This window comes from Acutalibacter intestini (genome assembly GCF_034334985.1).
GTDB classification, from domain to species: domain Bacteria; phylum Bacillota; class Clostridia; order Oscillospirales; family Acutalibacteraceae; genus Acutalibacter; species Acutalibacter intestini.
In genome coordinates this window covers 356,138-381,968 of sequence record NZ_JAWXXL010000001.1, presented here as the reverse complement: position 1 = coordinate 381,968, position 25,831 = coordinate 356,138, and the positions used below count along the sequence as shown (strand labels likewise).

Sequence of the window (25,831 nt, the reverse complement as noted above, 5' to 3'; positions counted from 1 at the left end):
AGTGTCTCCCTCCCCTCCCAAAAAAACCGTGTGCGCAGTATGGGTTCACACACTATACTTACTTCTCCGGGTCCAGCAGGACCTCTGCCAAACGGTCTGGGGTGCAGCGCTCCAGGCCGGGCATATCCCAGCTAAGCCGGTCCAGCACTTCCCTGGTCTGCGGAAACTCCAGGCAAACCAGGCGGCAGGGGGGCCGCAGGGACATCCAGTTCACCCGCTCCGCGGCCACCCGCACCATGGCCTCGCAGTCCTCCTCGCCATCCGGCAATACCAGCAGGACCAGCCGCCCCTCCTTTTTGCTTCCCCCGGGCCCGCCGGGCCTGTGCCACCAAAAAACCAAAGTGCGAATTAGCTCCACCGCACCCAGTACCATCAGTGCCATACCCGCCACATAAAACACTACATTCACGTACACCACCTCGCTCTTTCCATGCTATGCGGCAAAAGCGTGTAAGGTGAATGGCTGTGGGGGTTTGGGGCTGGCGCTTAGTTCTCGCTTAAAATTACTGTCACATCCCGGTGCAGCTGCAAAACCGAGGCGGGCACTTCCGGGGCTACCGGCCCATAAAAGGCCTTTTCCACAATCTCCTTCTTGTCCGCCCCGGCAATAAGCAGCACCCGCTTAGCTTTCATAATGGTGCCAATGCCCATGGTCACCGCCTGGGTGGGCACATCCTCTTTCCGGTCAAACAGCCGGGAATTGGCCGCTATGGTGCTCTCTGTCAGCTGGACGGTGTGCACCCGGGGGGCAAAGGCGCTGTCCGGCTCATTAAAGCCAATGTGCCCGTTGTGCCCAATGCCCAGCAGCTGCAAGTCCGGCCAGCCCAGGCCCTCTACCAGGGCCTCGTACCGGGCGCACTCCGCCTCCATATCCGCCGCCGTACCGTTTGGCAAAAAAGTGTTCTCTGGGTTCACATTCACCTGGCCAAAGAGATTGCTATCCATAAAATACCGGTAACTCTGGGGGTTGACAGCGTCCAAGCCGCAGTACTCGTCCAGGTTTACAGTGCGCACCTGGGAAAAATCCAGCCGTCCCTCCCGGCAGGCCGCAGCCAGCCTCTGGTAGGTCCCAATAGGCGAAGAGCCTGTGGCAAGGCCTAGCACGCAGCGGGGCTTTAGCAGCACCTGCGCGCCGATGATGTCTGCCGCCAGGGCGCTCATTTTGTCGTAGCTGTCCACCTTGATGATTCTCATGATCTTTTCCTTTCTATTAGGAGATATTTATTTTGCAGGCGCGAAACAGCCGCGCCCCACATAGCAAAAAAGCGTAAGCATACGGGGCTCCGCCAGGGGGCCCTTTCACCCGCCGCCCGGTCGGTTCAGAACATCCGCCAGCAGCGGCCTTTATCCTTCCCTCTCACTGGCCTTCTTTAGGGCCCAGCTCACTTTTGGGTTCCCTCTGTCCGCCTATCTGGGCCAGAACTACTCCCGCAAATACCAGCCCACAGCCCAGCAGTTCCCGGCCTGAAAGGGGCTGGCCCAGCACCAGCCACCCGGAAACCGCCGCGAACACGGACTCCAGGCTCATAATGAGGGAGGCCACCGTGGGCTCCACCCGCTTCTGCCCCACAATCTGCAAGGTGTACGCCACCCCGCTGGACAGCACGCCTGTATACAGCAGGGGCCCCCAGCTGGCCAACAGATCTTGCCAATAGAAGCTGCCGCTCTCCAGCGCTATGGCCAGCACAGCAGAGAGCAGCCCCGCCACAAAAAACTGGATGCAAGAGAGCTTTACACAGTCCACCCGGGGGGAAAAGCGGTCAATCACCAAAATATGGAAGGAGAAGAACACCGCACTGGCCAGCACCAGGGCGTCTCCCAGGCCCATTCCCCAGGCCCCTTCGTTTCCGGCCACACTAAGAAAGTACGCTCCTGCCAAGGCCAGAGCCACCGCCAGCCAGACCTTTCCCCCAGCCCTGCGGCCCAAGAAGATGCCCAGCACCGGCACCAGCACAATGTACAGAGAGGTCAAAAATCCAGCTTTCCCCGCCCCGGTAGACTGCAAGCCCGCCTGCTGCAAAAGACTGGCCACTCCCAAAAACAGCCCACACAGCACACCCCCTGTCAACAGCACCGGATTTCTCCAGGCAAAGGAGGCGGCCGAAGGGGCCTTTGCCCCGCTTTTTTCCAGGGCTCCGGTCCTGCGGCGGCCGCTCACAAAAATCACTGGCAGCAGGGCAGCGCAGCCAATAAAGTTTCGGGCAGCGTTAAAGGCGCAGGGGCCCACATGGTCCATGCCCATGCTCTGGGCCACAAAAGCCGTACCCCAAATCAGCGCCGTCAGAACCAGCAGCCCGGCTCCCAGACCCTTAGCCCTGCTCATGGGCAGGCTCCGTTTCCCGGGTCAGGTTCTTCATCCAATTGTAGCGGTTAATCTTTACCACAGCCACAAAACACTTCAATATCTGGTCACACTTTAGGCACGCGAACACTATCCATGGGGCTGCACCCAGCCACCAGGCCACTAGGGCCGAGGGAATTACCACCAGGAACACGAAGATGGTATCGTTTTTGAACACAAAGGAGATGTCTCCCCCGGACTTCACCAGACCAAACAGACATGCCGCCTGGTAGCAGGTGCCCACAATCGTGACGGAGATTACGTTGATAAACTGGTACGAGTAGCCTCTGGCCTCTGGGGTAGCGTTGTACAGGCCAATAAAGCCGTCCCGGAACAGCAGTATCAGCCCCCCGGAAACCAGCCCCACCACCAGGAAGATGGCCTGCACGGTCTTGGCATACTCCTTCATTTTTTCATACTGGCCAGCCCCCACCGTTTTTCCTGTGATAATCCCCACCGCAGAGGACAGGCCGTTCATCCATACATAAATCAGGTTGTGCAGCATTCCGGTAATGCTTACGGCGGCCATAACCCCGGCGCTGTAAAAGCCCATAATCTTGGTATTTGCCAGCATATTAAACGACCACACCACCTGCCCGCCAATCACCGGCAGGCCATAGCGCAAAAAGTCCTTTAGCAGCTGGCGGTCTGTGCCCAACAGGTCCCGAAAGGAGAAGCGCAGCTTCTTATCTACCCACAGCACATACCCCAGGCTGACGGACATTTCCAGTATCCGGGAGATCAGCGTGGCCACCGCCGCACCCCGCACCCCCAGGGCGGGCAGGCCCAGCTTACCAAAAATTAGCACATAGTTCAGGCCCACATTTACCACCAGGGCCATAATGGAGATGTACAGGCCGATTTTAGCGGTCTCCACACTGCGCATAGCGGCAATCATCACCTGGGAGACGCTGAAAAACAGATAAGTAAAGCCCACAATTTGTAGGTAGGCCGCGCCTTCTTGCAGCACGCCGGGGTCTTTGGTAAAAATGCCGATAATGGCCCCGGGAAACAGCCCCCCCGCCAGGGTAAAGGCCAGGCCCACCACAAAGGCCGCCCGCACCCCAATAGAGACTACTTTGCGGATACTGTCACTGTCCTTTTTGCCCCAGTACTGGGCCGAAAGGATGAGAATGGCCCCCTCAATGCCGCCAATGAACATTTGCACCACAGTCTGAAGCTGGTTGCCCACATACACGCCGGAAATAGCGTCGTCTCCCAGCCGTCCGATCATCAGATTATCGGCAAACCCCACCGCGAAGGTAATGAGATTTTGTAAAGAAATCGGGATGGCCAAAGCCACAAGGGTCCTGTAAAAGGACTTGTCCTTGGTAAAAATTGCCATAATATGTCTCCTCATAGATATACCGTGTCTCAAGGCCGGTACATTGCCCGGGGAAAGAGCGATAAAAGGGGCGGTAAAGTACAGGTCCGCGCCGTCTTATCCCAGCGCTTTCCAGCCAAACTAGAGCAGGGGCCGCTTCCCCTGAACGTCTTTTGCCCCGCCGTCCTACTCGCCCTCATCCTCCGAGCTACCGCTATCTTGGCTTCCGTCTTCCTCACTGCTCCCGCTGGCGTCCCCGCTGGGCTTGGCCTTGGCCGAGTCGGCAAACAGCGCCCGCTGGGTGGCAGGGTCCGCCACACCGGTGGCTTCCAGACCGTTTTCCCGCTGAAAGTCCCGTAGGCAGCTGGCAGTATACTCTCCAAAATGTCCGTCATAGTCTGTGTCCAGATACCCCAGCCGGTCCAGGCGGCTCTGCATAGCCAGCACCTGGTCCCCCTGATCTCCCTCTTCCAGGGTCTCATATTGAGGGTCATCCTCTGGCTGCGGGCTGGCCAAGGCCGAGCTCACCGCCGAATCAATGCTCTCCGTGGGGTCTGTCACCTTCATAGAATTCTCCTCCAGCAGCTCTGGAAAGGCTTTGCCGCATATCTCCAGGGCGCACTCCACAATCGTACGGCCCTGCCACTCCATCAGCCTGGGCTCCAGCTCCACCACGTTGCCCTCCCGCACGGCCTGAAAAGCGGAAAAGCGGCTGTCACTCTCCAGCTCGGCCTTAATCCCTGGGGCGCAGAAAATGAAGTCTGGGTTGGAGACCCGCAGGGAGTCGTAGTCATACTGGCCGCCGGTCAGGCTCTTAAAGGCGTTGGTCACGCCAGAATAGGTCATAATGGTGCTCCCCAGCATATCACCGGTAACGCCCTGGCCGTTTAGGTCGTATAAATAACAGGCCGTGGTCACCCGGTCCCCGGGCACCAGGCGGTTAATGTCGTCCAGGGTGGTAAAAACATTTTGTGCCGCCGCAATCCCCTGGTCATAGCCAGGTCCACCGCCGTTCAGGGCTGTAGAGACCTGGGCGAACAGCCGCTCGTAGTCTCTGCGGTCCACCGCGGGGGCCACATTCAGCACCACGCAGCCCGCGTCCCGCAGGGCCTGTTCCGCTCCGGCGCTGGAAGGGTCCAGCAGCACCAGGTCCGGGTTTAGACCCGCGACCGCCTGGGCGTCGGCAGGGTCCACCTTTTGCATGTCCCGAAGCTCCTGCTGGGTGCAGTCCTGGGCCCCGCCGGCCAGCTGGGTCTCACAGCCCAAGGCCAGCACCACGTCCGCCAAGCTGGGGGAGAGCACTGCCACCCGCTGAGGCTTGGCATGAATGGTCACCCCGTCCACCTCCACGGGAAACTCTCCGGCGGCCACGCCGGAAACCAGGTCGTTCACCTGGGAGCAGGCCCCCAGGGACCCGCAGACCAGGCACAGCGCCAGGGCCGCTGCCAGGGCACGAAGGATTAGCACATATTTTCTCATAAAATAAATCGCTCGCTTTCTGTAGTTCTCGCCAAAAACCGCCCCATAAGGGCGCGTTCGCAAATACTTTTTTATTATAACAAACCCATGGATAGAATGCAAGGGATTTGGCGAAAAAGGGCGGGCCCGCCAGGATGGCCCGGCTGTTTATCCCACCATTTCAAGAAGCTAATTATTTTCTGAAAAAACCAGCGCCCACCCGCAAAATGCAGATAGGCGCAAAAAACTGATGCACGGTACTTCAGCCCGTATTATGACAGGGCCGGGCCACAGCCCCAGACGCTCCCTTATAGTAAACGCACTTAAAAATCAGTACATGCCGATTTTTAAGCTGGGCAGCAAAGCTGCCCGGTTCAAAAGAGGTGAAATACCTCTTTTGAACCGGGTTAGGGCTTGTTTGAAAAATCGAAAACACTGTCTTTTTGCCCAGAAGGGGTCATCTTCTGGGTCGAAAATCCTCGTAATACGCAAGGATTCCTTGCGGTTTTTTCCTTGAAGCTGGCCGATTCTGGACAAAAATCCGTCATTTCCTCTATTTTCAAACAAGCCCTAGCTATACAGCAGTTTTTCCCCGTCAAAAGCCAGCACGCCCAGGGCACTGCCGGTTTTTCCCCCGGCCAGCACGTGGGACCGGAACGCCCGCTGCATCCGGGTTTCTTGGGGCCAGTGTTCTGCGGGCCCCTCCCCGGACGCACCAAACACCCGCCACGCGTCATCCATCGGGCTGTCCTCTACCTTTAGAATGTGGAAATCCTCCATAAAGCTTAGGATATTGGACCCCTCCGGCAGCACATTCCGGTACTCGGGGTATAAAAGCCAGGAATGGCACATGCACACCAATGGCCCGCCCGCCAACTCTTCTTGAAAGAATTGATAGGCTTTCCGGTAAGATTCCAGCCGGGCCCGCTGGTCAAAGGGCTCCCCACTGGAGGGAATATGGATGCTCTTCACCCGGTCCCCAGGCATTAGCGAAAAACCTTTCCCCTGAAAAGCCGGCCCGTTGTACACGCGGGTTTCATATTCCAAGCGGCCCAGCTTTACAATATCGCAGGTGTAGAAAATAGGGTACCAAAAAGCCACAAAATTCCCCCATACCCCCTTCACCCGCTTGCACTCCAGGGCCTTGTAGCGCAGGTCGCAGAAAGTATCGTAGAAGATCTCTTCGCTGGTGCCCCGCTCCAGGTAAGCGGTCCGGGCGGTCTCTGCGGCAAAAATCAGCGCCAGCTCCCATAAGGTGTAGGGGGAAAGGCCAGTGTTTTGGGCCAGATCGTCAATAAGCGGCTGGGTCGTTGCCACAGAGAAACCGTTTTCATAAAAGAATTCCACCACCCCGTCCATGGCCTCCTCCCAGCCGCCCCGGCGCAGCTGGCCCCCGGCCTGCATAAAGACCTCCGCAGCCTCTGGGGGAAAGTCCGTACGCTCCATAAAGCTCTCCAAAAAGTTTAGGTTCATAGTATTTTTCCTTTCTTAAAGGGAATCCCCCTGCCTCCAGGCCCAGCATGCGCCAGCCTATAGCTTGTCCGTATCCAATATTAGGGTCACCGGCCCGTCGTTCTCCACCCGTACCCGCATCTCCGCGCCAAATTCCCCAGTCACCACCGTGGCCCCCAGGGCCTGGGCCCGGGCCACAAAATCTTCATAAAGGGGCTCTGCCTGGTCCGGGGGCGCGGCCTGGTCAAAGGAGGGCCGCCGCCCCTTTTTGCAGTCTGTGCCCAAGGTGAAATTGGAAATCACCATCAGCGAACCCCCTGTCTGATCCACAGAGAGGTTCATCTTGCCCTCCTCATCGGAAAACACCCGCAGGCTCCAGATCTTTTCCGCCATGCGCCGGACCTCTTCCAGGCCGTCGCCCTTCATCACACCCAAAAACACCACCAGACCCGGGCCCATCTGCCGGGGCTGGCCTCCGTTAATACTTACCGCCGCCCAGGCGGCCCGCTGCACCACCGCGCGCATGGGAAGCCTCCTTATGCTTGGGGAACCAGCCTCTGCCGGCACTCCAGGTACTTTTCCCGGGTCTTCGCCGCCACTTCGGCAGGAATTTCGGGCCCAGGGTCCTGGCCCGCAAAGCCCTTTTCGGTCAGCCAGTCCCGCAAGAACTGCTTGTCGAAGCTTTTAGGGGATGTACCCACCTGATAGGCCTCCCGGCTCCAGAAGCGGCTGGAGTCCGGGGTAAACACCTCGTCGGCCAGCACCAGCCGGCCCTCTTGGTCCAGGCCGAACTCTACTTTCGTGTCCGCGATGATAATGCCCCGCTCATAGGCGTAGTCAAAGCAGCGCTGGTAAAGAGCCATAGCGGTCTCCTCCAGCTTTTTGGCCATTTCGGCCCCCAGCTTTTCGGCCATGTACTCCACCGAAACATTCACGTCATGACCTTCGGCCGCCTTGATAGAGGGGGTTAAGATGGGCTTTTCCAACTGCTGGGCCTGCTGCATCCCGTCGGGCAGGGGCGTGCCGCAGAAAGCCCCCTCCTTCTGGTAGGCCTTCCACATAGAGCCGAACAGGTATCCCCGCACAATGAACTCAAAGGGCAGCATCTTCAGCTTTTTCACCAGGATAGTGCGCCCCTGGAACTCCTCCCCCCGCAGCTGGGGGGGCATGTCCTCCGGGTTTTCGGAGATTATATGGTTGGGCACAATGTCCTGGGTGTAGCGGAACCAGAAGGAGGACAGGTCGTTGAGGACCCGGCCCTTGTCCGTAATGGGGGTGGGAAGAATCACGTCAAAGGCCGAGACCCGGTCGGTAGTAACAATAGCCAGCTGGTCTGGTGCCACCTGGTAGACCTCCCGAACCTTGCCGCTGATAAGCTTTTCCATAAAAATAGCCGCCCTTTCTGTATGTGGGATTTTTTAACTAGTATAACGTATCCCGCCATTTTTTGCAAGGGGGCTTTCGCCCGGGGAGTGCCCAAAACGAGGAGATAAAAAACAAGCTCCCGGCGAGCGCCATGAAAAGTTTCGTCGTCTCCGCTGCCGCTTCGGTCGGCTCAGGACGAGAGTTGATGCAAAGCATCCACTCTTTGCCACATGGCGACCCTCGCCCTTTTCAAAGGTTGCGGGGTTTGGAGACTTGGATTTATTTGCCAACTCTCCACCGCCGGAGGGGAAAGCTCCCCACTGGGGAGCGCCCTGACCCCACCGAACCCAGCCGATTTCATCGGCAGGTGCGACTCCACTCTTTTGTCATAAACTCTTCTTTTCGGACACTCCCTTCGCCCGGAAAGCGCCCGAACACGTTGTTTTACGCACGCTGTTCTGGCAGCGGCAAAGCAAACGTTTTGTCCACTTTTTCAAAAGTGGTGGCTCCTTAGGGGCAACGCCCCTGAGCCGCCGGAGGCCAAAATATCGTCATAAAATACTTGATTATGCCGCTTCCTTTCACCCCATCCCCCCTGCCCCCAGGGCAAAAAATCCTATGGAAACCATATTGACTTTTCCCCCCAAACGAGTTATAATATACATAGATAAATTACCCATAAACCGCCCTGTACGCAACAGATTACTATACTTTATGAACATAAAAGGAGGATACCATCATGCTGCCAGTCATTACAATCTCCCGCCAGTTTGGAAGCGGAGGCCACGAGGTAGGCGAGCGGCTGGCCCGCCAGCTGAACGTGCCCTTTTATGACAAAGCCCTCATCGCCATGGCCGCCAAGCAGAGCGGCCTTTCTGAAGAAGTGTTCGCCCACGCGGATGAAAAGGCCACCAGCAGCCTTTTGTACTCCATGGTCATGGGCAATTACTCCTTTGGGGCCCGGGTGCCCGGCATCAACGAAATGCCTATTAACGACAAGCTCTTTATCATCCAGTCCGATATTATCAAAAAAGCCGCCGCCGAAGGGCCCTGCGTGGTTATTGGCCGCTGCGCGGACTATATTCTGCGGGAACACCCCAACTGCCTGAACGTGTTTATTCATGCCAACAAGGAGACCCGTGTCCGGCGCTCCATTGAAAAAAAGGACTGCGAAGAAAGAAAAGCGACCGATTTTGTCACTAAAAAGGATAAACAGCGGGCCAATTACTATAACTTCTATTCCAACAAGCGCTGGGACGACCTGCAAAACTACGACATCTCCATCGACACCTCCCGATTCAGCATTGACGACACGGTAGAACTGCTGCTGGACGCCGCCCGAAAGCTGGACCGATGAAAGAGAAGTTTACGGCCCGCCGGATTTTGGCGGGCCTCCTATTTTTCGGGCTGGTGGGCGGCGCGGCGGCCCTATACTGGCACAAAGATCCCGAGCCCATGCGGCTGGAGACCTTTGCCATGGGCTCCTATATGCAGCAAAGCCTATGGGGCGGGGAAGAAACTGCCGCCCAAGAGGCCAGCGGGGCTGTGGCTGCCCTGGAAAACGAAATTTCTTGGCGGCGGCAGGGCTCCATCGCCCAGCTGAACCAGGCGGCGGGCGGCGGCGAGGTGGTGCTCTCCCCCCAGGCGGCGGCTGTGCTGGAGCAGACCCTTCTCATCAGTGAAAAAAGCGGCGGGGCCCTGGACCCCACCCTGGGTCCCCTAACCCGCCTGTGGGATTTTGACGGAAGCCCCCGCCTGCCCAACGAAAAAGAGCTGGCCGGGGCCCTGGCCCTGGTGGACTACCGGGCCCTGGACCTGTCGGAAGAGGGCCGCGCCAGCCTACAGCAGGCCAGAATGCAGGTAGACCTGGGCGCCGTGGGCAAAGGCGCGGCCTGCGACGCCGCTGTGGCCTGCTACCGGGAAAAGGGCGTACAGGCCGCCGTGGTGGCTGTGGGCGGCAGCGTGGGGCTATGGGGCCAAAAACCCGGAGGCTCCCCCTGGCAGGTGAGCGTCCGGGACCCAGAGGGCGTAGGTTCCTTGGGGATATTGCGCCTGGAGGGCGGCTTTGTTTCCACCTCCGGCAGCTATGAAAAGTTTTTCGAACAAGAGGGCAAAACCTACTGCCACCTGCTGGACCCTGCCACCGGATATCCTGCCCAGAGCGGGCTGGTGTCTGTCACTGTCTGGCACATGGAGAGCGGGGCTCTCAGCGATGGCCTGGCCACAGCCTGCTTTGTGCTGGGGCAAGAAAAAGGCACACAACTTCTGGAGGCGTTCGGCGCGGGGGGCGTGTTCGTAACCGAAAAGGGCGTTATAACCGCCACCGGCCCCCTAAAGGAGACGTTTACCCTTACCAGCCCCTTATAATCCATACTTTTTTCATCAAACCCGCCACATTCTGGATAAAACGAAAGCTCCCCGCTTAAAATCCCGCGGGGAGCTTTTATGCTGGCCAAAAGCGTTCAGAATCATTCCGTGGGCCGGACTTTTTTGCCGGGCCAAACGGTTGGGCTCTATGTACAGCCGTCTACTTTCCAGCCGAGGGGTCATAGGCAAAAAACTGGAACTCCTTCACATCCTCCAAAGTCAGGTCCATGTCCCCCAAAAGCACAGAACTTACCGCAAAGCGGGCGCTTTCTCCCGCCTTTACCTCCTGCAACATAGCGCCGCACACGGCCAAGGGCTTGCTTTCCTCATCAAAAATCAAGCAGTCCACTTGCAGGGTTTCCAAAAGCTCCTGGCTGTCGTTTTTCACCCATCCGTCCAGGTGCCAGGGGGCAAACAGGTCTCCCGACACCTTTTCCACCCCGGCCACTGGGTAGCTGTGGGGGTCTTGGCTGGTCTCTTCCAGGGTCAGCTGCGGGGTCATCACATAGGGGGTGTTCTCGTCCATATCCTTCAGCGCCCCCATGTTACAGTAGAAATAGCCCTTTTCCCCCGGAGCAATAATACTGGGGAAAGAGGAGACCCCGTGGTAGGTGGTAATCTTCTCCCCCTGGGGGCTCCGGAATTGGAACTGTCCCCGGCCCAGCCGCAGGTTTACATTGCCTGTGTTTTCCACCTCCACCAGGGCGTAGCAACAAACATCGTCCAGCACATCCCGGTAGACCCAGTCCCGCTGGTAGGTAACTTCATAGTCCGGGTTTGGGTCCACCTGAAGGGAGGGCAGCGAGGCCCCGGTGTCCTGGGGCAGGGCCTGGGCGGAAACCGCCATATGAATGCCAATACCGGCGGCAATGCCCACAAGCAGCACCCCGGCCAGCACCAGGGCGTACCACCACTGGAACACTGGGGCGGGGGACTGCTGGGAAGCGTTGCAGAAGGGGCACACCTCTGCGTTTGCGTCAATAATTTCCTCACAGTTGCGGCAGTATTTGGCCCGCAGAAACTTGGTCCCACAGTTAGGGCAGAAGTTACCTTTGCGCACCGTATATCCGCATTGGGGACATTTCATGGATGGATCACATTCCTTTACAAGATAGTATCCTTATTATACCACAAATAGCCAAAATGTAAAAGGTCTTTTTTCCAGCGCAAGCGCTGAACCTCCTTCGCGGAGCCGGGCGCGGCCCCGCCCTACCTGGGTGGTAACCGGCCAGCATAGCCAGCGCGTTTTTCTGTGGCAGCGTCCCCTCCCTAGCGGCCCACAGCATCCAAAAAAGAGAGCAGGGAATCCGCAAAATCGTTATCAACGAAAGTCCGCATAATCCCCGCCCCTCCGTACAAACTAGAAAAAAGCGCAAAGGGCTTGCGCATGGATTTCTTTTGGAAAGGCTGGGCAGGGTTTATGAAACGAGTTGGCAAAAGCAGTTTTCAGTTTGACCGGCGGCCAGGCATTTTGGGCCGGGCCGCCGTGGGCGGGCGCAAGGAGGCCCAGGGCCCCCTGGGGGCAGAGTTCCACCAAACCTTTGACGACACTAAGCTGGGTATGGACAGCTGGGAAAAAGCGGAGGCGCAGCTGCAAAAAGAGGCGGTTTCCTTGGCGCTAGAAGCCGCTGGGCAGGGCCAGGTGGACATGATCTTTGCCGGGGACCTGCTAAACCAGTGCATCTCCTCCACCTTCGGCCTGCGGGAGTTCGGCCTGCCCTTTTTGGGCCAGTATGGGGCCTGCTCCACCATGGCCCAGGCCCTTCTGCTGGCCTCTATTATGGTAGAATCTGGGACAGCCAGCCGGGCAGCGGCCGTGACCAGCTCCCACTTCTGCACTGCCGAACGGCAGTTCCGCACCCCCCTGGAATATGGCGCCCAGCGCACCCCCACAGCCCAGTGGACCGCCACGGCCGCGGGCTGTGTCATTATGGGCGAAGGGGGCAGGGTTCAGGTGGCCCGGGGACTTTTTGGAAAGATTGTGGACCTGGGCGTGAAGGACCCGGCCAATATGGGTGCGGCTATGGCCCCGGCAGCGGCAGACAGCATTTTTCAATTTTTAGAGGATACTGGCACCTCCCCCGGCGACTACGACTGCGTTGTTACCGGCGACCTGGGACTGGTGGGATCTAACCTGCTGATTGAGATGCTTTTGGAAAACGGCGTAGACCTGCGGCGGGTACACAAAGACTGCGGCCTGCTGCTTTATGACCGAGAGAAGCAGGACACGCACGCCGGGGGCTCGGGCTGTGGATGCTGCGCCAGCGTACTGTGCGGACACCTGCTGAACCAGATGGAGCGGGGCCAGCTGAAAAACATCCTCTTCTGCCCCACCGGGGCGCTGATGTCCACCACCTCCCAGCAGCAGGGAGAAAGCACCCCTGGCGTCTGCCACGTGGTACAGCTGGTGGCCGGGGAATAACACAAAGAAAGACAGCGAGGGAGCACCCCTGCTGTCTTTCTTTATAGTGCCAAGTCTCAAAAAAGCCCCGCGCCCGGGCAGGGAAAGCTTTTACTTTCTGGCCGCATGTCAGCGGTTGCGCTCTTTTATGGTGCGTTCTATGTCCCGCTTGGCCGCTTTCTCCGCCATATCAGCCCGCTTGTCATACAGCTTTTTACCCTTGCACAGACCCACCTGCACCTTGACCCGGCTCCCTTTAAAGTACAGAGACAGGGGAATCAAGGAATATCCCTGCTGCTTTACCAGGCCGTACAGCCGCATAATCTCCCGCTTGTGCAGCAGCAGGCGGCGCACCCGCATGGGGTCCTTATTAAAAATATTTCCAAAGTCGTACTGGCTGATGTGGCAGCCGTTCATCAGCATTTCGCCCTCTACCACCGAGCACCAGGCGTCCTTTAGATTGGCCCGGCCCTGGCGCAGGGACTTTACCTCTGTGCCCACCAGCTCAATGCCGGCCTCCAGGGACTCTTCCACAAAGTAGTCGTGGTAGGCCTTTTTATTTTGCGCAATGGTCTTTGTGGCAGCCTTCGTCTGCATTTTGCCACACCTCCTTACAGTTCTCTGCGGCCCTCCATGGCCCGCTGCAGGGTCACCTCGTCCGCGTATTCCAGGTCGCCTCCCACCGGAATACCATAGGCCAGCCTAGTCACCCGTACCCCCAGAGGCTTTAACAGCCGGGATAAATACATGGCCGTGGCCTCGCCCTCTACTGTGGGGTTGGTGGCCATAATGACCTCCCGCACCTCCGGCGTTACCCGGGCCAATAACTCCTTAATTTTCAGCTCCTCCGGCCCCACCCCCGAAAGAGGAGAGATGGCCCCATGCAGCACGTGGTAGCTTCCCGCGTAGTCTCCGGCCCGCTCCAGGGCAAACACATCCTTGGGATCCTCCACCACACAGATGGTGGACCGCTCCCGGGCGCTATTGCCGCAAATGGGGCACAGTTCCCCATCGGTCAGGTTACAGCATACCGAGCAGTAGTGAATCTTCTCATGGGCCTCTACAATGGCCCCGGCAAAGGCCTTGGCGTCTCCGCTGTCCATGTCCAGCACATAATAGGCCAGCCTTTGGGCCGTTTTAGGGCCAATGCCGGGCAGGGCCTCAAACTTGTCAATCAGCGCCTCCAAAGGGGCTACATGATAGCCTGCCATCAGAACATCCCCGGCACACTCATGCCGCCAGATACTGCCGAAAGGGCCTCGTCTTTTTCCTTAGCCGCAGCCCGTAAGGCCTCGTTAACCGCAGCGGTAACCAGGTCGCCCAGCATCTCGGCGTCGTCGGGGTCAATCACCTCGGGCTGTATCTCCACCTGCTTCACTTCCAGCTTGCCGGTAACCACCGCCTTCACCGCGTCGCCGCCAGCTGTGGCGGTATATTCCTTTTGTTCCAGCTCCGCGGTCACAGCCTCCATCTGCTCCTGCATTTTCTGGGCCTGCCGGGCTAGCTGCTGTAAATTCGCCGCGCCGGGTGTCTGGTAGCCTTGGGGTAATCTTGCTTTCATAGGGGTACTTCCTTTCTCAATTGCTATTTTATGTTATAAGAGTGCATCAAAGTTCCCAAAATGGGATGTGTAGAAAATGCTTATTCATAGGTGCTGGCTTCTCCTTTTTCCCCTTCCTTCACCGCCCAATGGGGTCATCCTTTGGGGCCATCCGCATCATCCTGCCCCGCCTCCTCCACCGGTACGCCCGCCTCCCTAGCCCGTTGCAGCAGATCCTCCAGGGGGTCGGCCTGTCCTTTTTGTCCCTGGCGGTAGGGGCCCAGCTTATACACACGGCCAGTCACCTGCCGCACCGCCTGGCGCAGCCGGTCCCGCTGCTCGTGCTTTTTTAGCAGCTCAAAGGCAATCTCTGGGGCGTCAATAAGCATATACTCCCCGTTTACATAGGCCGAGCTGCCCTCAAAAGCCATCGCCGTGCTTTTGACCGCTGTAAACCGCGCCAAAATTTCCGGCCACTCCCGCAGGCGTTTGGCCTCTGCGGACAAAGCCTCAATATCGGGCTCCTCCCGGGGCTCCTTGGGGGGCAAGGGCCCGGGCAAAGGTTCTGGGTCTGTCGGGGGCTCTTGCCGGGGCGTGGGGGCTGGGGCCGCCGGCCGTGGAGGCTCCGGGTCGTCCAGCGCTGCCAAAGCGTCTGCCAAGGCTTTCTCCTCATCCAAAGGCTCCTTTTGGGGCCGGGGCTGCTCCTTTTTGGGTAAATCCGCCTGCCGGTTCATTACCGGCGCGCCGCTTTCCAGGGCCTCCAGCCGGCGCAGCAGGGCCTCGGGGGTGCTGTCCAGCTGGGGCGAGCACAGCCTTACCAGGGCCATCTCCAAAATCGTGCGCTGGCTGCCATAGCGCATTTTATTCAAGGCCTCTTCCAGCACGTCCATACCGTGGAGGATGTCCGCCAGGCTCATAGTTTTGGCTTGGTCAAGAAGGGTCTCCCGCTCCTTGCCCACAGCGTGCAGCAGGTCTCCAGGGTCTTTCATGGTCTTGCACAGCATAAGGCTGCGGAAATGCTCCGCCAGCTCCTGGCACAGGCGGCTTAGGTCCTTGGATTCCTTGTAAAGCCGGTCAATAATTTCCAGCGCCCCGGCAGCATTTCGGTCCTTTACATAGCCCGCCAGATGTTCCAGGTAGTCCCGCGCAGCCACCCCCGCGGCGGCGTAGACCACCTCTAGCGTCACGTGGCGCCCCCGGCCTAGACACTGGTCCAGCAAAGAGAGAGCGTCCCGCAGGGCCCCGTCCGCTATGCGCGCAATAAGGGCGGCGGCATCCTGGTCCAGCTGGGCCTCCTCCTTTTCGGCCACCTCCAGCAGGCGGCCCGCCATGGCCTGGGGGTCAATACGGTGGAAGTCGAAGCGCTGGCATCGGGAAAGAATGGTGGGCAGCAGCTTGTGCACCTCTGTAGTGGCTAAAATAAAGACCACATGGGGCGGGGGCTCCTCCAGGGTTTTAAGGAGCGCGTTAAAGGCCTGCACACTTAGCATGTGCACCTCGTCAATAATATAAACCCGGTACTTGGCCCCAGCGGGGGTAAAGGCCGCCTCCTCAATCAAGGAGCGGATATTTTCAATTCCATTGTTACTGGCTGCGTCAATCTCCACCACGTCCATCAGAGAGCCTTCCTCCAGCCCCCGGCAGATATCGCACTTGCCGCAGGGGTCGCCATCCACGGGAGCAAGGCAATTCACCGCCCGGGCCAGTATTTTGGCACACGTAGTCTTACCTGTTCCCCGAGAGCCGGTGAACAGGTAAGCATGGGCAATTCTGCCCCGGGTCAGCTGGTTTTTCAGGGTCATGGTCACCTGGGGCTGGCCCACCACGTCGGCAAAAAACCGGGGGCGGTATTTTCGGTAGAGCACCTTGTACATGGCTGCGTCCCTTTTCCTGGAAAAATGATGGGATATGTGAACGGACAGGCGACCTGCATCGCCCGGGAAAATCCGCTTAATGCTGCTCGGTTCCCCGCCTGACATGGTTCACGGCATCCCGCCGCGCAGACCTGTCCGTCCACATATCCCATCTCTTGGTTTTATTTATTGATAGTATACCACAGTCCTAGCGGATTTGCAATACTTTTTATGGGAGACCTGTGATACTTCGTTACGCGGAAAGCCAAGTTTTACAAAACGAAGCTCTTGGCCGGCAGCGGTTCGGCAGGCCGCCGCAAGAGAAAACCTCCTGGCGCAGCAGTTCCATAATTCCGTGTAGCGCCCTCCTCCTTGCCAAAAAGCCGGCCCCCAAGGGAGCCGGCTTTTTCATTTATATTTACGCTGATCAGGGCCTTTGCCCCTCCTCAACCATTGGGTCATTATCTATATGTCAATACCCCATATCGACACTGCCCGCTTCTTCGGGCATCACCTCATGAATGAAATTAATCAATACCGTGCAGGCGGTGGCCCGGTTGGCCGTACCCATGGGCTCAAATTTATTGCCGCCCATGCCGTTGACAACCCCATGCGCCCGCAGCCTGTACACCGCGTCCCGGGCGTAAGCGCTAATATCCTGGTGGTCGGCAAAAAGCTCGTGTTCTCCGGTGGGCTCGTCCATACCCAGAGAATCCATATAGCGGGAGAGCATCACGCACATTTGCTCTCGGGTAATGGGATCGTTGGGATTGAACTTGGCCCCGCCGCCCCCAGAAATAATTCCTTTGCTGGTTGCCCAGGCCACTGGGTGGTAGTAGTATCCTCCGGTCACATCAGTAAAGCCACCGTCTGTAAATTCAAAACTGTTTACATCCTCGCCGGAAATATTGGACAAGGCTGTGATAAACTGCGCCCGGGTCATCACCTTGTTGGGAGAGAACATGTTGTCCCCTGTTCCCTTGAAAATCCCCCTGGCCACTGCCTCGTCTACTGTCTCGGCGTACCAGTTGGCATAGGTAAAGTCTGTGAAAAGGGCGCCGTTACTCAGCACCGTCGCTACGCTTACCGGCCCGGGTACTGTACCCTTTACGGCCATCGCTTTATAGGTAACCCCCAGCTGATAAATGGGCACTGCATAAAGGTCGCTGTCTAAGGTAGGCTCGCTGCCATCGGTAGTATAATAAATGTTGGCGTTGCCCGCCGACATACTCACCGCCTCACCACTGCTGGTAATGGACACAGTGGGCAGCTGCACCTCTATCAAAAGGGAAGAAATGTAGCCGCTAATCCCGCTGGAGGTAGTCACTTTATACCAGGTGGTGGAGGTCTGCCCCCCCACCGAAGCCTGTCCACCCTCTACGGTCTCCTCCAACTGAAGCTGGGCGCCCTTGTGGAGCACAGCTACTACCGAGGAAGCTGTAGTGGCCTCGGACCGCAGGATTACCGAAGTGGCGCTTACCTGGGCGTCATAACTGAAGAGATTGCCTGGATCGTCGGATCCCGGGTCGCTGGGCTCCTCTGGGTAATAATTATCGGTACCGCTCCAGCCCATGGAGGAAAGCCAATCCCGTACCTCGCTGGCCGGGGCCCAGTCATTAGATAGCAACAAGGGCTCTATTGGAGCGTACTGGCCGTTCATCAGGGCAAATCCGTCCTCACCGATGTCGTAGCCCTCTACATTGGTATTTACGTCATACTCGTAGTTGGTATAGTGCACCATTTTGCCGTCAAACTCAAACCAGCCGTTCCGGGGATACATCACACCATTGTCGAAAAGATGCCAGGAACCCCAGTCACGGGTGTAAACAGAGCCGCGCACCATATTGGTGCCATAGTCAGAGTTATCCACTGCCTCATTATTGCCTATGTAGATACCAATGTGACCATAAATGCCGCTTTCCGGGTCATAGCGGTCGAACACTGTAACCGCCAGGCCGTGGATGCGGGGCACTCCTTCGTCAATGCTGCCGGAAAAGATGCAGTTCTGGTTTACCTGGGATGTAGCTCCCCCGGCACAGCCCCCCACGCCCAGGTCTGAAAAATAGGCGTAGAGCAGGCCGGCGCAGTCGGAATAGCGTACTCCATTTATAGTCTCTCCTTTGGAGCCAAAGGAGTACTGCCAGCCGTCGTTATAGGCGTTCAGCCCATGCTGGGCCAGCCCCAGCGAGGTAGGCGTGCCCGCCGCCCGGGCCGAAAGCCCCAGCACAGGCAAACCGCCAACGAGCAGAAGAACCGCCAAAAACAGGCAGAGCCGCTTTTTCATAGGGTTGCATTTGGTCATATAGAGTACCTCTCAATCTCAGTAATTGCCGCTGAAAAAGCCCGAAAACACAGGACTTTTTTGAGTGGCTAAAAACAGCAAGTGTTACAAATTGGTTACATTTTACCACAGTTTTTCGGATTTTGCAACCCCCCTTTTTGGCTTTTCTCCGCCTGGTTACGGGTTTTTGGCACTATAAACTGTGGTGGATGCGTTCCCACCCCCCTAGAGAGCGAGGTTTTCCTAAAAAGTCGGGGACATCAGAAATTTGTAAGAAACCCTCTGCCCGCGCGGGATGATTCCCATAGAAAAAAGCCTCCAAACGGAGGCTTTTCTTCGTTTTACAAGCTTATGGTACATCCTTTCGGCTATATCCTTTATAGATATTTTCCAGCCGCTGTTCTTTATCTGTGGAGAGGATTTGGCTCTCTCCTGTCACCGCCAGAGCCTTGCAGCCCGAAAGGGCCGCCAGGTCCAGGTCTTGGGCAATAAACACCGGCTCCGCGGCCAGCATCAGCTGCGCACAAGAGCCCTTCGGGGCATACACTGCCAACGAACGGGCCGCGGCGCGGCACCTGCCGTCCGCAATGTCCACGTAGGGGTGGCGAAACACTCCCTCTTCCACTGGTTGATACCACCCCTGGTCCCTCTCCCCCACCGGGAAACTGCGCATATACACCAAGGCCACCGGCTGGTCAAAGGGAGCCTGTGCCGCTGCCACGGCCTGGTCCTGACGCCAGTCCAGCAGGTTGAAAACCGTACCGGCACTGGTCCCCGGCAGGCAGCGAACACATCCGTCGGCACTGGAAAGCACCCCCTCCTGAAACCCTGCCTTTGCCAGCTCTTCTACAAAATAATCCAGGATAAAGGCGTTTTTTTGCCGGTAAAAATCCACATATTTTGTGGCGCCGTTCTCTTCCACAAAACGCCTGTATTCTTCTGAAACACGCAAACATAGACGGTTTTCCCCTAAGAGCTCTACGTTCACCTGGTTTGGGCTTTGGGCATAGTCAGCCGCCTCCTGGCAAAAGCGGCCCATATCCGGGTCCTGCCAGGGGTCCAGCAGAGCAGCCTCGTGGGCGTCCTGAGCAAAAAACAGGTCGGTATACAGCTCATACACAGGGCCCAAGTATACCCCACGATTTCCTGCCTCTTCCAACATGGAAAAAGCCTGGTAGAGAAGAGGGTCCACCTCTATCTCCTCGTTGGGGTGGCTGTTAATATACCACATATTGTGTACGTCTGGCTCTTTTAGCTGGACATCCGCGCTAAACAGCATATGCGCGTTGGCTAAAAGCTGGGTGTACAGCCCGCGCACCTGCCGCAGCTCATCGCTGCCGGAAAGTCCGCCCTGGGACACCAGATATTCAAAAGTAAAGTCCTCTTCCGTGCTGAAGCCACTGCCCCCGCTCTCAATCCGGGTCCAGCCAGGCTCTGCACTAAGCAGCATATAGACCCCATATCCCAGGCTGGTTAGGGCCACTGTTAGGCACACAAAAAACAGCACGGTTCTTCGGCCAATATGCCGCTCGTTTACCTCCACCTTTTCCACTGGCCAGGGGGCCGGGCTTCTCCGTTCCTTCGCGTTTCGGCCCATGCTACAGCACAACAGCCAAAAGCAGCAGAATGAGGAACAGCGCTATAATGGCACCTATAATAATGAATCCTGCCTTTGCGCCCTTCACACAGGCCCGGTAGTTTTTGATATAATTCTTCTTCCGGAACAGTACTGCCGCAATGATACCGATAATGGGCAGAAGCAGGGAAAAGAACGTGTACCAAATATTGCCCGTATCATGGATGGGCGCACTAAGGATGGCGCTGGTATCCACCGGCTCCTCTACCGGTTCTTCTTCCGGAGCATCCGCGTCGCGGATGGTTATGGACTTAATGGGCACGCCCTTTTCACGAATGGCCTTATACTCCTCGATCTCCTTGGCGCTGCCATAGACAAAGTGGTTGTGGCCAATATCCGTCATCACTGGCTTGTCCACCGAATAGTCATGTACGCTGGGGTCATAGGTAAACAGCACCTTGTTCTTTTCCAGCTGGGGGTCTGGGATGGGAATGGCGGAAATCAGCGAACGGGTGTAAGGATGCAGCGGGTAATTGAACAGTTCCTCCGCTGCGGCAATCTCTACGATATTGCCCTTATAGATAACGCCAATGCGGTCTGAGATAAACCGCACAATGGAAAGGTCGTGGGCAATGAACAGGTAGGTGACGTCCCGCTCCTGCTGGAACTTCTTTAGCAGGTTCAGCACCTGGGCCCGAATGGATACGTCCAAAGCGGAGATGGGCTCGTCGGCCACCACCAGCTCGGGCTCCATGACCATGGCCCGGGCCAGGCCAATGCGCTGGCGCTGCCCACCGGAGAACTCGTGGGGGTAGCGGGTCAGGTGTTCCGGCAACAGCCCCACCTCGGTGATCATATTGCGCACCTTTTCCACCCGGTCGGCTTCATTTTTAAACAGGTGGAAGTTATAGAGCCCTTCGCTAACAATGTAGTCCACGGTGGCGCGCTCGTTAAGAGAAGCCGCCGGGTCCTGGAACACCATCTGAATGTTGCGGATGACCTCCCGGTCCAAAGAGTGGGGAATCTTGCCGGTAATGGGCACGCCCTTATAGAGGATCTCACCAGCGGCACAGGGATTAACCCGAATCACCGCCCGGCCAATGGTGGTTTTGCCCGAGCCGGACTCCCCCACCAGAGAGAAGGTCTCTCCCTTATAAATGTCGAAGGACGCGTCCTTCACCGCCCGTACGGCGCTGTCTCCTTTGCCAAAAGTGATGTCCACATTGCGGATGGACAAAAGCACCTCCCGGCCGTTTTCGTCAATCGGGCCGTGCGGGGGAAGATGGCGCACTTTCGCGCCTGTTTCTGTTTTTGTCTTTGTGTTATTCACGCCAGGCCCTCCTCTATATATTGAAAGCTTTCATCAGCTTTTCGTGAATATCCTGTATTGCCTCCGGCTTTTCAATCTTGGGCGCCCGGGGGTCCAGCAGCCAGGTTTTGGCAGAGTGGGTCTCTGTTACCGGGAACATGGGGGGCTCCATCAGGGTGTCCAGCTTGAGGCAATAGGGATTCCGCGGGGCGAAGGGGTCGCCCACAATCTGGTTATACAGCGAAGGGGGCGTGCCGGTGATAGAATATAGCTTGGTGTTCCGCTGGGCCAGCTGGGGCAGGCTGGAAAGCAGCGCCCAGGTATAGGGGTGGCGGGGATCATAGAATACCTCCTCCACCTGGCCCAGCTCCACCACCTGGCCAGCGTACAGCACCGCCACCCGGTCGGCCACGTTGGCCACCACGCCCAGGTCGTGGGTGATGAACACAATGGTATAGTTGAACTCCTTTTGCAGATCCTTCAAAAGCTTGATGATCTGGGCCTGTATGGTCACGTCCAGGGCCGTGGTGGGCTCGTCACAGATCAGAATTTTCGGCTGGCAGGAAAGGGCAATGGCAATTACAATGCGCTGGCGCATACCGCCGGAGTACTGGAAGGGGTAGTCGTCAAACCGGGCTTCGGGGTTGGGAATCCCCACCTTGTGCATCAGCTCAATGGCACGGGCGCGGGCCTCTACCTCGGAGCAATTCTGGTGCTTTAAAATGATACTGGTAATCTGCTTGCCAATGGTGATAATGGGGTTCAGGGAGGTCATGGGGTCCTGGAACACTGTGGCAATACGCCGGCCGCGAATCTGCCCCCAGTCCTTGCTAAACTTAACATTGGCCAGGTCCAGGGTGCAGGTGCCATGCAGGGTATCGGCGGTTTCATCCAGGTATCGTACCCGGAACACCACTTTGGCAAACACTTCGTCGCTCATAGGGTCCACGCCCAGCTCCATGGCCTTTTTGATCTCTCCTAAAAGTCCGTGAATCAGCTGCATCCGCTTGTGGAAAGGATAGCGGCCCACAGAAAGGTAGACCTCCTTGGCCAGCACTTCGTTGCGCTTTTGGGCAGCGGCGCTGGGCCCGGCGGCGGTCTCTTTGACATACTGGGCTTTCAGCTCTTCCATGCGTTTGTTGTATGCGGCATTATACGCGGCGTTGTTTTTCACAGCGGCGGCGCTGGCCTTTATCTTTCCCTGATACTCCTCCTCCAGGCGCTTTAGCTCGTTATCCATTCCCTTAATCTCCATGCCCAGTTCTTTATAGCGGGCCTGGTCCTCTTTGGCATTCAGGGTCTGGCGCAGGTTAAAGGCCTCGGCGCGCCGGTAGCGCAGGTCTTCCAGGCGCTCCTGGTGGGCCTGCTCTTCCTGGGGGGGAAGAGCCATTTTCTGCCGGCGCTCACTTTCCAGCTCCACAATCTTCCGGAAAGTGGCTGCGCCGGGCTCCAGCTTGGAATACTCATCCAGCTTTTTCTTCACTTTAACAAGGATACTCCTGGCCGCGCCCGCCAGCTTTACGTGGGTATCCGCCAGCTCCTCGTCGTTAAAAATAATACTGCCCCGGTCAATAAGGCCGTTGGAATCCAGCATACCGGCAAAGGTCTTGGTAAACACCGACTTGCCGGAGCCAGACTCGCCCACAATGGCAATGGACTCGTTTTCGTAAATATCCAGGGAAATTCCCCGAATGGCGGTAAGGATGCGTCCGCGCACCCGGAACTTGACCTCTAGGTCCTTAATCGAAAGCAATACTTTTTTCTGTTCCATGGGGGCGCCTCCTTACATATGGGTCCTGGGGTCGGAAGCGTCGCCCAGGTTTTGGCCAGCCACGTACAGCACCACGGTAATGATAGAGGCCAGCACCACGGGGCTCCAGAACTCAAACTGCCAGCCGCTGGTGAGCATGGCGGGCTCCGCCTCAAAGATCAGCTTGCCCAGTGACATATCCGAGAGGCCGATGCCGATATAGCTAAGGAACACCTCGTAGGAAATGTAAGAGGGGATCTCCGTGGCGGCCATGGTCACGATAATGGAAGTCATAAAAGGCAGAATATTCTTAATAGCAATGCGGAATAGAGAGGTGCCCAGGCAGCGTGAGGCCAGGTTATATTCCCGGTCTCGAATAATAATTACCTGGATGCGTATGGCGTAGGCAATGCCCAGCCAGCCGGTGACCGTCATGGCGAAGACCATGGTCCAAAAACTGGCGGAAAGGGTCATTACCAGCACGGCAATCAGCAGGATATAGGGTACATTGGCCACGATGTTGTAGACCTCCATCATGATCATGTCCACCTTTTTGGAGAAGCCCCACAGGGCCCCCAGCACCACGCCGATGGACATGTTGATCAAAGCGCAGATCAGCGCCAGGGAGATGGAGATCTTGGAGCCCACCCACATGGCGTCAAAGGTGGGTTCGCCCTGGGCGCCGGCGCCCAGAATCCAGTGGAGGTTATACCCGAACTTCTCCATAGCTTTCAAAGGCGTCAGGTGCTTGGCGCTGGAGTCTGTCAGGTTTGCGAAACGGTCGTATTCAATCATTGACGGATATACATAGGCGAAAATAATGATAACCACTAAAAGCGCCAAAATAATGAGATTCAGTTTATTCTTAAAGAATACCCGAAATACCGAGTGCCAGTAAGAGTATCGGGGCGCGGTGATTTTCTCCGCTTCTGTGTCATTATGTGTCACAAAGGAGAACAGCTCCTCTTCGGGCAGGCCCAGCTCCTTTAGGTTTTTCAATTCTTTTGTCATCTATAAATTCCCCTTCCTTACCTGCTCTCGTTGGAGAACGAAATTCTCGGGTCCACCATAGCCATCAGCACATCTCCCAGAATAATAGACAGTACGGATAACAGCGCATAGAATAGGGTCACGCCCACTATCACGCCATTGTCGTACTGATTAATGGCATAGGTGAGCAGGTTGCCGGTGCCAGGCACCACATAAACCCGCTCTGTGATAATCGCGCCGGTCAGCGCAAAGAGCACGCTGCCCGGAATGCCGTGGACAATGGGAATGGCGGCGTTTTTAAAGATGTGCTTAAAGAAGATTTCATTCTCAGAGAGGCCGCCAGACCGGGCAAATTTCACATAGTCCGAGTTCATCTGGTCCACCATGTAGCGCCGCAGCCACTTCATCAGGTTGGCCACAGAGGGCAGGGCCAAAGAGACAATGGGCAGCACATACATCAGCTTACTGTTAATGGTTACGTCAAAGGTGGTGGGCAGGCCAAAGGAGCCGCCAATGGCCTTGAACATAAAGATATAGGCCAGGGAAGGCACCGCGATAATAAAAACAATATACACGGTACCCAGCTTGTCTACTATGCCATCCTTATGCCGGGCCATAAAGATGCCTAAGGGTACGCCCAGCACATAGGCCATTAAGGTGGCCAAAATGCCTATGGAGAAGGAGTATCCCATCTTCGATTTACCGCTGCGCTCGTTCACCACCACGGTATAGTCATCGGTATACCGGGCTTCTGTTACAGGCGTAGCGTCTCGAGAGTTCTCCATATAGGTCGCGGTGTGCAGGTCATCGGCGCTGTCCTCCCGCAAACCCGTGGGGTAGATGGTGGGGCTCATTACATAAGCGCCCTGGGTAACGGTCATGGTCTGCAAAACATCCACACCGTAGTTTACCGCGTAGGACTTACCCAGGGTGATGGTCAAAAGATTCTGGTGCACAAAGGGGAAGTGGTTGTCAAAATAGAGCAGGTACTTGTGCTGGGTGCCGTTGCCAATAATGGCCGGCGAGAACTTCTCGCTCCCGTACACCGGGTCGTGCCAGGTAAAGGTCAGGCCCCGGGGCCCAATGTCAATATCCTCGTCCACATAGTGGATATTGTCCACTGTAAGGATGCTGGCAAAGTAAGAGATCAGCCGGTAAATAAGGGGCCGGTCCCGGTGGGCAAACAGCTGCTGGCCGCCGCCGCTGGCCACCTTCCGCCGGGAGACCTTGGCGTTTAGCCGCTGCACGGTAAAGCCCTTTTTCTCGTACTCTTCGGTAAACTGCTTTACGTACTTGGCCACTACCTCGCTGTCGTCCTCGGGCTTGCGGCCAAAGCCTATGGCCTCTTCCCGCTCTTCGGGGGTCATTTTGCCCTGGTGAACCTGGTCCGTCAGGTAATCGGCGTAGGTGACGTAGTCCAAATAGCCGTATTCCTGCCATTTTCGGTAGGTATACACCGTCTGGGCGTTATTTTGCAGTTTTGTGTAGTTCTGGTCCGCGGCAAAAATTAACTGCCGGTTCAGCGCCGTATAGACCAGCACCATCACAATGCCCACTACCACCACAATGGACAGCAGGCCATGAATGAGGCGTTTCAATATATATTTTGTCATAATATCATCTACTTCTCTATAGTTTCATGCAACATGCGCTTCACTTTCTGCCAAAAATGAACCAAGAAAGGATAAAATGGAAAAAACCAACATATAGAGATTGGGCATGGAACCCACCGGCCCCAGCCCATCTCTATTTTGACAGCTACCCGCCAGGATAACTGTTATGCTCCGCCGCGGTATGCGGCTTCTTTTTGCAGACAATCTCTAT

General features: G+C 57.0%; 22 protein-coding genes and 1 other RNA gene. 3 read left to right on the top strand and 20 right to left on the bottom strand.

Annotated features, from left to right (window positions below; all coding sequences use genetic code 11):
- Window positions 1-58: 58 nt before the first annotated feature.
- The 8 genes from U8U68_RS01695 to U8U68_RS01660 all read right to left on the bottom strand — a co-directional run bounded on the left by U8U68_RS01695 (window position 59) and on the right by U8U68_RS01660 (window position 7,960).
- Complete coding sequence (locus U8U68_RS01695) at window positions 59-409, bottom strand: hypothetical protein (RefSeq protein ID WP_322199126.1); 351 nt, start codon at window positions 407-409, stop codon at window positions 59-61.
- 77 nt (window positions 410-486) lie between these two features.
- Complete coding sequence (nagB, locus tag U8U68_RS01690; protein WP_322199125.1) at window positions 487-1,194, bottom strand: glucosamine-6-phosphate deaminase; 708 nt, start codon at window positions 1,192-1,194, stop codon at window positions 487-489.
- Window positions 1,195-1,357: 163 nt separating this feature from the next.
- Complete coding sequence (locus U8U68_RS01685; RefSeq protein ID WP_322199124.1) at window positions 1,358-2,323, bottom strand: DMT family transporter; 966 nt, start codon at window positions 2,321-2,323, stop codon at window positions 1,358-1,360.
- A complete protein-coding gene (locus U8U68_RS01680; RefSeq protein WP_322199123.1) occupies window positions 2,310-3,686 on the bottom strand; it encodes an MATE family efflux transporter in 1,377 nt (458 codons plus the stop codon). The genes U8U68_RS01685 and U8U68_RS01680 overlap by 14 nt, the downstream gene beginning before the upstream one ends.
- 165 nt (window positions 3,687-3,851) lie before the next feature.
- Window positions 3,852-5,144, bottom strand: coding sequence for a peptidoglycan-binding protein (locus U8U68_RS01675; RefSeq protein WP_322199122.1), 1,293 nt, complete (start codon window positions 5,142-5,144; stop codon window positions 3,852-3,854).
- A 549-nt stretch (window positions 5,145-5,693) separates the two neighbouring features.
- Window positions 5,694-6,596 (bottom strand): acyltransferase domain-containing protein, encoded by a 903-nt coding sequence (locus tag U8U68_RS01670; RefSeq protein ID WP_322199121.1) that lies wholly within the window; start codon window positions 6,594-6,596, stop codon window positions 5,694-5,696.
- Window positions 6,597-6,653: 57 nt separating this feature from the next.
- Window positions 6,654-7,100 (bottom strand): D-aminoacyl-tRNA deacylase, encoded by a 447-nt coding sequence (gene dtd / locus U8U68_RS01665; RefSeq protein WP_322199120.1) that lies wholly within the window; start codon window positions 7,098-7,100, stop codon window positions 6,654-6,656.
- 11 nt (window positions 7,101-7,111) lie between these two features.
- Window positions 7,112-7,960: a phosphoribosylaminoimidazolesuccinocarboxamide synthase gene (locus tag U8U68_RS01660; RefSeq protein WP_322199119.1), complete on the bottom strand. Its 849-nt coding sequence runs from the start codon at window positions 7,958-7,960 to the stop codon at window positions 7,112-7,114.
- A gap of 719 nt (window positions 7,961-8,679) precedes the next feature.
- Here U8U68_RS01660 and U8U68_RS01655 point away from each other — a divergent pair.
- A complete protein-coding gene (locus tag U8U68_RS01655) occupies window positions 8,680-9,297 on the top strand; it encodes a cytidylate kinase-like family protein (RefSeq protein WP_322199118.1) in 618 nt (205 codons plus the stop codon).
- Window positions 9,294-10,307 (top strand): FAD:protein FMN transferase, encoded by a 1,014-nt coding sequence (locus tag U8U68_RS01650; RefSeq protein ID WP_322199117.1) that lies wholly within the window; start codon window positions 9,294-9,296, stop codon window positions 10,305-10,307. The genes U8U68_RS01655 and U8U68_RS01650 overlap by 4 nt, the downstream gene beginning before the upstream one ends.
- Window positions 10,308-10,467: 160 nt before the next feature.
- Here U8U68_RS01650 and U8U68_RS01645 read toward each other — a convergent pair whose 3' ends face one another.
- The gene (locus U8U68_RS01645) at window positions 10,468-11,394 is read right to left on the bottom strand and encodes a double zinc ribbon domain-containing protein (protein WP_322199116.1); all 927 of its coding nucleotides are present in this window, start codon (window positions 11,392-11,394) and stop codon (window positions 10,468-10,470) included.
- 333 nt (window positions 11,395-11,727) lie between these two features.
- Here U8U68_RS01645 and U8U68_RS01640 point away from each other — a divergent pair, with 333 nt between their 5' ends.
- Window positions 11,728-12,729 (top strand): stage V sporulation protein AD, encoded by a 1,002-nt coding sequence (locus tag U8U68_RS01640; RefSeq protein WP_322199115.1) that lies wholly within the window; start codon window positions 11,728-11,730, stop codon window positions 12,727-12,729.
- Between the two features lie 108 nt (window positions 12,730-12,837).
- Here U8U68_RS01640 and smpB read toward each other — a convergent pair whose 3' ends face one another.
- The 11 genes from smpB to U8U68_RS01580 all read right to left on the bottom strand — a co-directional run bounded on the left by smpB (window position 12,838) and on the right by U8U68_RS01580 (window position 25,620).
- Entirely contained in the window at window positions 12,838-13,305 is a 468-nt protein-coding gene (gene smpB / locus U8U68_RS01635) for an SsrA-binding protein SmpB (protein WP_322199114.1), read from the bottom strand.
- Between the two features lie 14 nt (window positions 13,306-13,319).
- A complete protein-coding gene (gene recR / locus U8U68_RS01630) occupies window positions 13,320-13,919 on the bottom strand; it encodes a recombination mediator RecR (protein ID WP_322199113.1) in 600 nt (199 codons plus the stop codon).
- Window positions 13,919-14,269, bottom strand: a complete 351-nt coding sequence (locus U8U68_RS01625; protein ID WP_322199112.1) for a YbaB/EbfC family nucleoid-associated protein — start codon at window positions 14,267-14,269, stop codon at window positions 13,919-13,921. The genes recR and U8U68_RS01625 overlap by 1 nt, the downstream gene beginning before the upstream one ends.
- 134 nt (window positions 14,270-14,403) lie before the next feature.
- Window positions 14,404-16,122 (bottom strand): DNA polymerase III subunit gamma/tau, encoded by a 1,719-nt coding sequence (gene dnaX, locus U8U68_RS01620; protein WP_322199111.1) that lies wholly within the window; start codon window positions 16,120-16,122, stop codon window positions 14,404-14,406.
- Between the two features lie 39 nt (window positions 16,123-16,161).
- An RNA gene (gene ffs, locus U8U68_RS01615) (signal recognition particle sRNA small type) lies at window positions 16,162-16,259 on the bottom strand.
- Between the two features lie 314 nt (window positions 16,260-16,573).
- The gene (locus U8U68_RS01610; protein WP_322199110.1) at window positions 16,574-18,403 is read right to left on the bottom strand and encodes an S-layer homology domain-containing protein; all 1,830 of its coding nucleotides are present in this window, start codon (window positions 18,401-18,403) and stop codon (window positions 16,574-16,576) included.
- A 328-nt stretch (window positions 18,404-18,731) separates the two neighbouring features.
- Window positions 18,732-19,979, bottom strand: a complete 1,248-nt coding sequence (locus U8U68_RS01605; RefSeq protein WP_322199109.1) for a hypothetical protein — start codon at window positions 19,977-19,979, stop codon at window positions 18,732-18,734.
- A gap of 1 nt (window position 19,980) precedes the next feature.
- The gene (locus U8U68_RS01600; RefSeq protein ID WP_322199108.1) at window positions 19,981-21,288 is read right to left on the bottom strand and encodes an ATP-binding cassette domain-containing protein; all 1,308 of its coding nucleotides are present in this window, start codon (window positions 21,286-21,288) and stop codon (window positions 19,981-19,983) included.
- 13 nt (window positions 21,289-21,301) lie between these two features.
- Window positions 21,302-23,038, bottom strand: a complete 1,737-nt coding sequence (locus U8U68_RS22210) for an oligopeptide/dipeptide ABC transporter ATP-binding protein (protein WP_331679100.1) — start codon at window positions 23,036-23,038, stop codon at window positions 21,302-21,304.
- Window positions 23,039-23,050: 12 nt separating this feature from the next.
- Window positions 23,051-24,028, bottom strand: a complete 978-nt coding sequence (locus U8U68_RS01585; protein WP_322199107.1) for an ABC transporter permease — start codon at window positions 24,026-24,028, stop codon at window positions 23,051-23,053.
- Between the two features lie 17 nt (window positions 24,029-24,045).
- Complete coding sequence (locus U8U68_RS01580) at window positions 24,046-25,620, bottom strand: ABC transporter permease (RefSeq protein WP_322199106.1); 1,575 nt, start codon at window positions 25,618-25,620, stop codon at window positions 24,046-24,048.
- Window positions 25,621-25,831 lie beyond the last annotated feature (211 nt).

Excerpts from the sequence above, each read along its gene's own strand:
- nagB (WP_322199125.1), bottom strand. The coding sequence starts at position 1,194 with ATGAGAATCATCAAGGTGGACAGCTACGACAAAATGAGCGCCCTGGCG.
- U8U68_RS01685 (WP_322199124.1), bottom strand. The coding sequence starts at position 2,323 with ATGAGCAGGGCTAAGGGTCTGGGAGCCGGGCTGCTGGTTCTGACGGCG.
- U8U68_RS01680 (WP_322199123.1), bottom strand. The coding sequence starts at position 3,686 with ATGGCAATTTTTACCAAGGACAAGTCCTTTTACAGGACCCTTGTGGCT.
- U8U68_RS01675 (WP_322199122.1), bottom strand. The coding sequence starts at position 5,144 with ATGAGAAAATATGTGCTAATCCTTCGTGCCCTGGCAGCGGCCCTGGCG.
- U8U68_RS01670 (WP_322199121.1), bottom strand. The coding sequence starts at position 6,596 with ATGAACCTAAACTTTTTGGAGAGCTTTATGGAGCGTACGGACTTTCCC.
- dtd (WP_322199120.1), bottom strand. The coding sequence starts at position 7,100 with ATGCGCGCGGTGGTGCAGCGGGCCGCCTGGGCGGCGGTAAGTATTAAC.
- U8U68_RS01660 (WP_322199119.1), bottom strand. The coding sequence starts at position 7,960 with ATGGAAAAGCTTATCAGCGGCAAGGTTCGGGAGGTCTACCAGGTGGCA.
- U8U68_RS01655 (WP_322199118.1), top strand. The coding sequence starts at position 8,680 with ATGCTGCCAGTCATTACAATCTCCCGCCAGTTTGGAAGCGGAGGCCAC.
- U8U68_RS01650 (WP_322199117.1), top strand. The coding sequence starts at position 9,294 with ATGAAAGAGAAGTTTACGGCCCGCCGGATTTTGGCGGGCCTCCTATTT.
- U8U68_RS01645 (WP_322199116.1), bottom strand. The coding sequence starts at position 11,394 with ATGAAATGTCCCCAATGCGGATATACGGTGCGCAAAGGTAACTTCTGC.
- U8U68_RS01640 (WP_322199115.1), top strand. The coding sequence starts at position 11,728 with ATGAAACGAGTTGGCAAAAGCAGTTTTCAGTTTGACCGGCGGCCAGGC.
- smpB (WP_322199114.1), bottom strand. The coding sequence starts at position 13,305 with ATGCAGACGAAGGCTGCCACAAAGACCATTGCGCAAAATAAAAAGGCC.
- recR (WP_322199113.1), bottom strand. The coding sequence starts at position 13,919 with ATGGCAGGCTATCATGTAGCCCCTTTGGAGGCGCTGATTGACAAGTTT.
- U8U68_RS01625 (WP_322199112.1), bottom strand. The coding sequence starts at position 14,269 with ATGAAAGCAAGATTACCCCAAGGCTACCAGACACCCGGCGCGGCGAAT.
- dnaX (WP_322199111.1), bottom strand. The coding sequence starts at position 16,122 with ATGTACAAGGTGCTCTACCGAAAATACCGCCCCCGGTTTTTTGCCGAC.
- U8U68_RS01610 (WP_322199110.1), bottom strand. The coding sequence starts at position 18,403 with ATGACCAAATGCAACCCTATGAAAAAGCGGCTCTGCCTGTTTTTGGCG.
- U8U68_RS01605 (WP_322199109.1), bottom strand. The coding sequence starts at position 19,979 with ATGGGCCGAAACGCGAAGGAACGGAGAAGCCCGGCCCCCTGGCCAGTG.
- U8U68_RS22210 (WP_331679100.1), bottom strand. The coding sequence starts at position 23,038 with ATGGAACAGAAAAAAGTATTGCTTTCGATTAAGGACCTAGAGGTCAAG.
- U8U68_RS01585 (WP_322199107.1), bottom strand. The coding sequence starts at position 24,028 with ATGACAAAAGAATTGAAAAACCTAAAGGAGCTGGGCCTGCCCGAAGAG.
- U8U68_RS01580 (WP_322199106.1), bottom strand. The coding sequence starts at position 25,620 with ATGACAAAATATATATTGAAACGCCTCATTCATGGCCTGCTGTCCATT.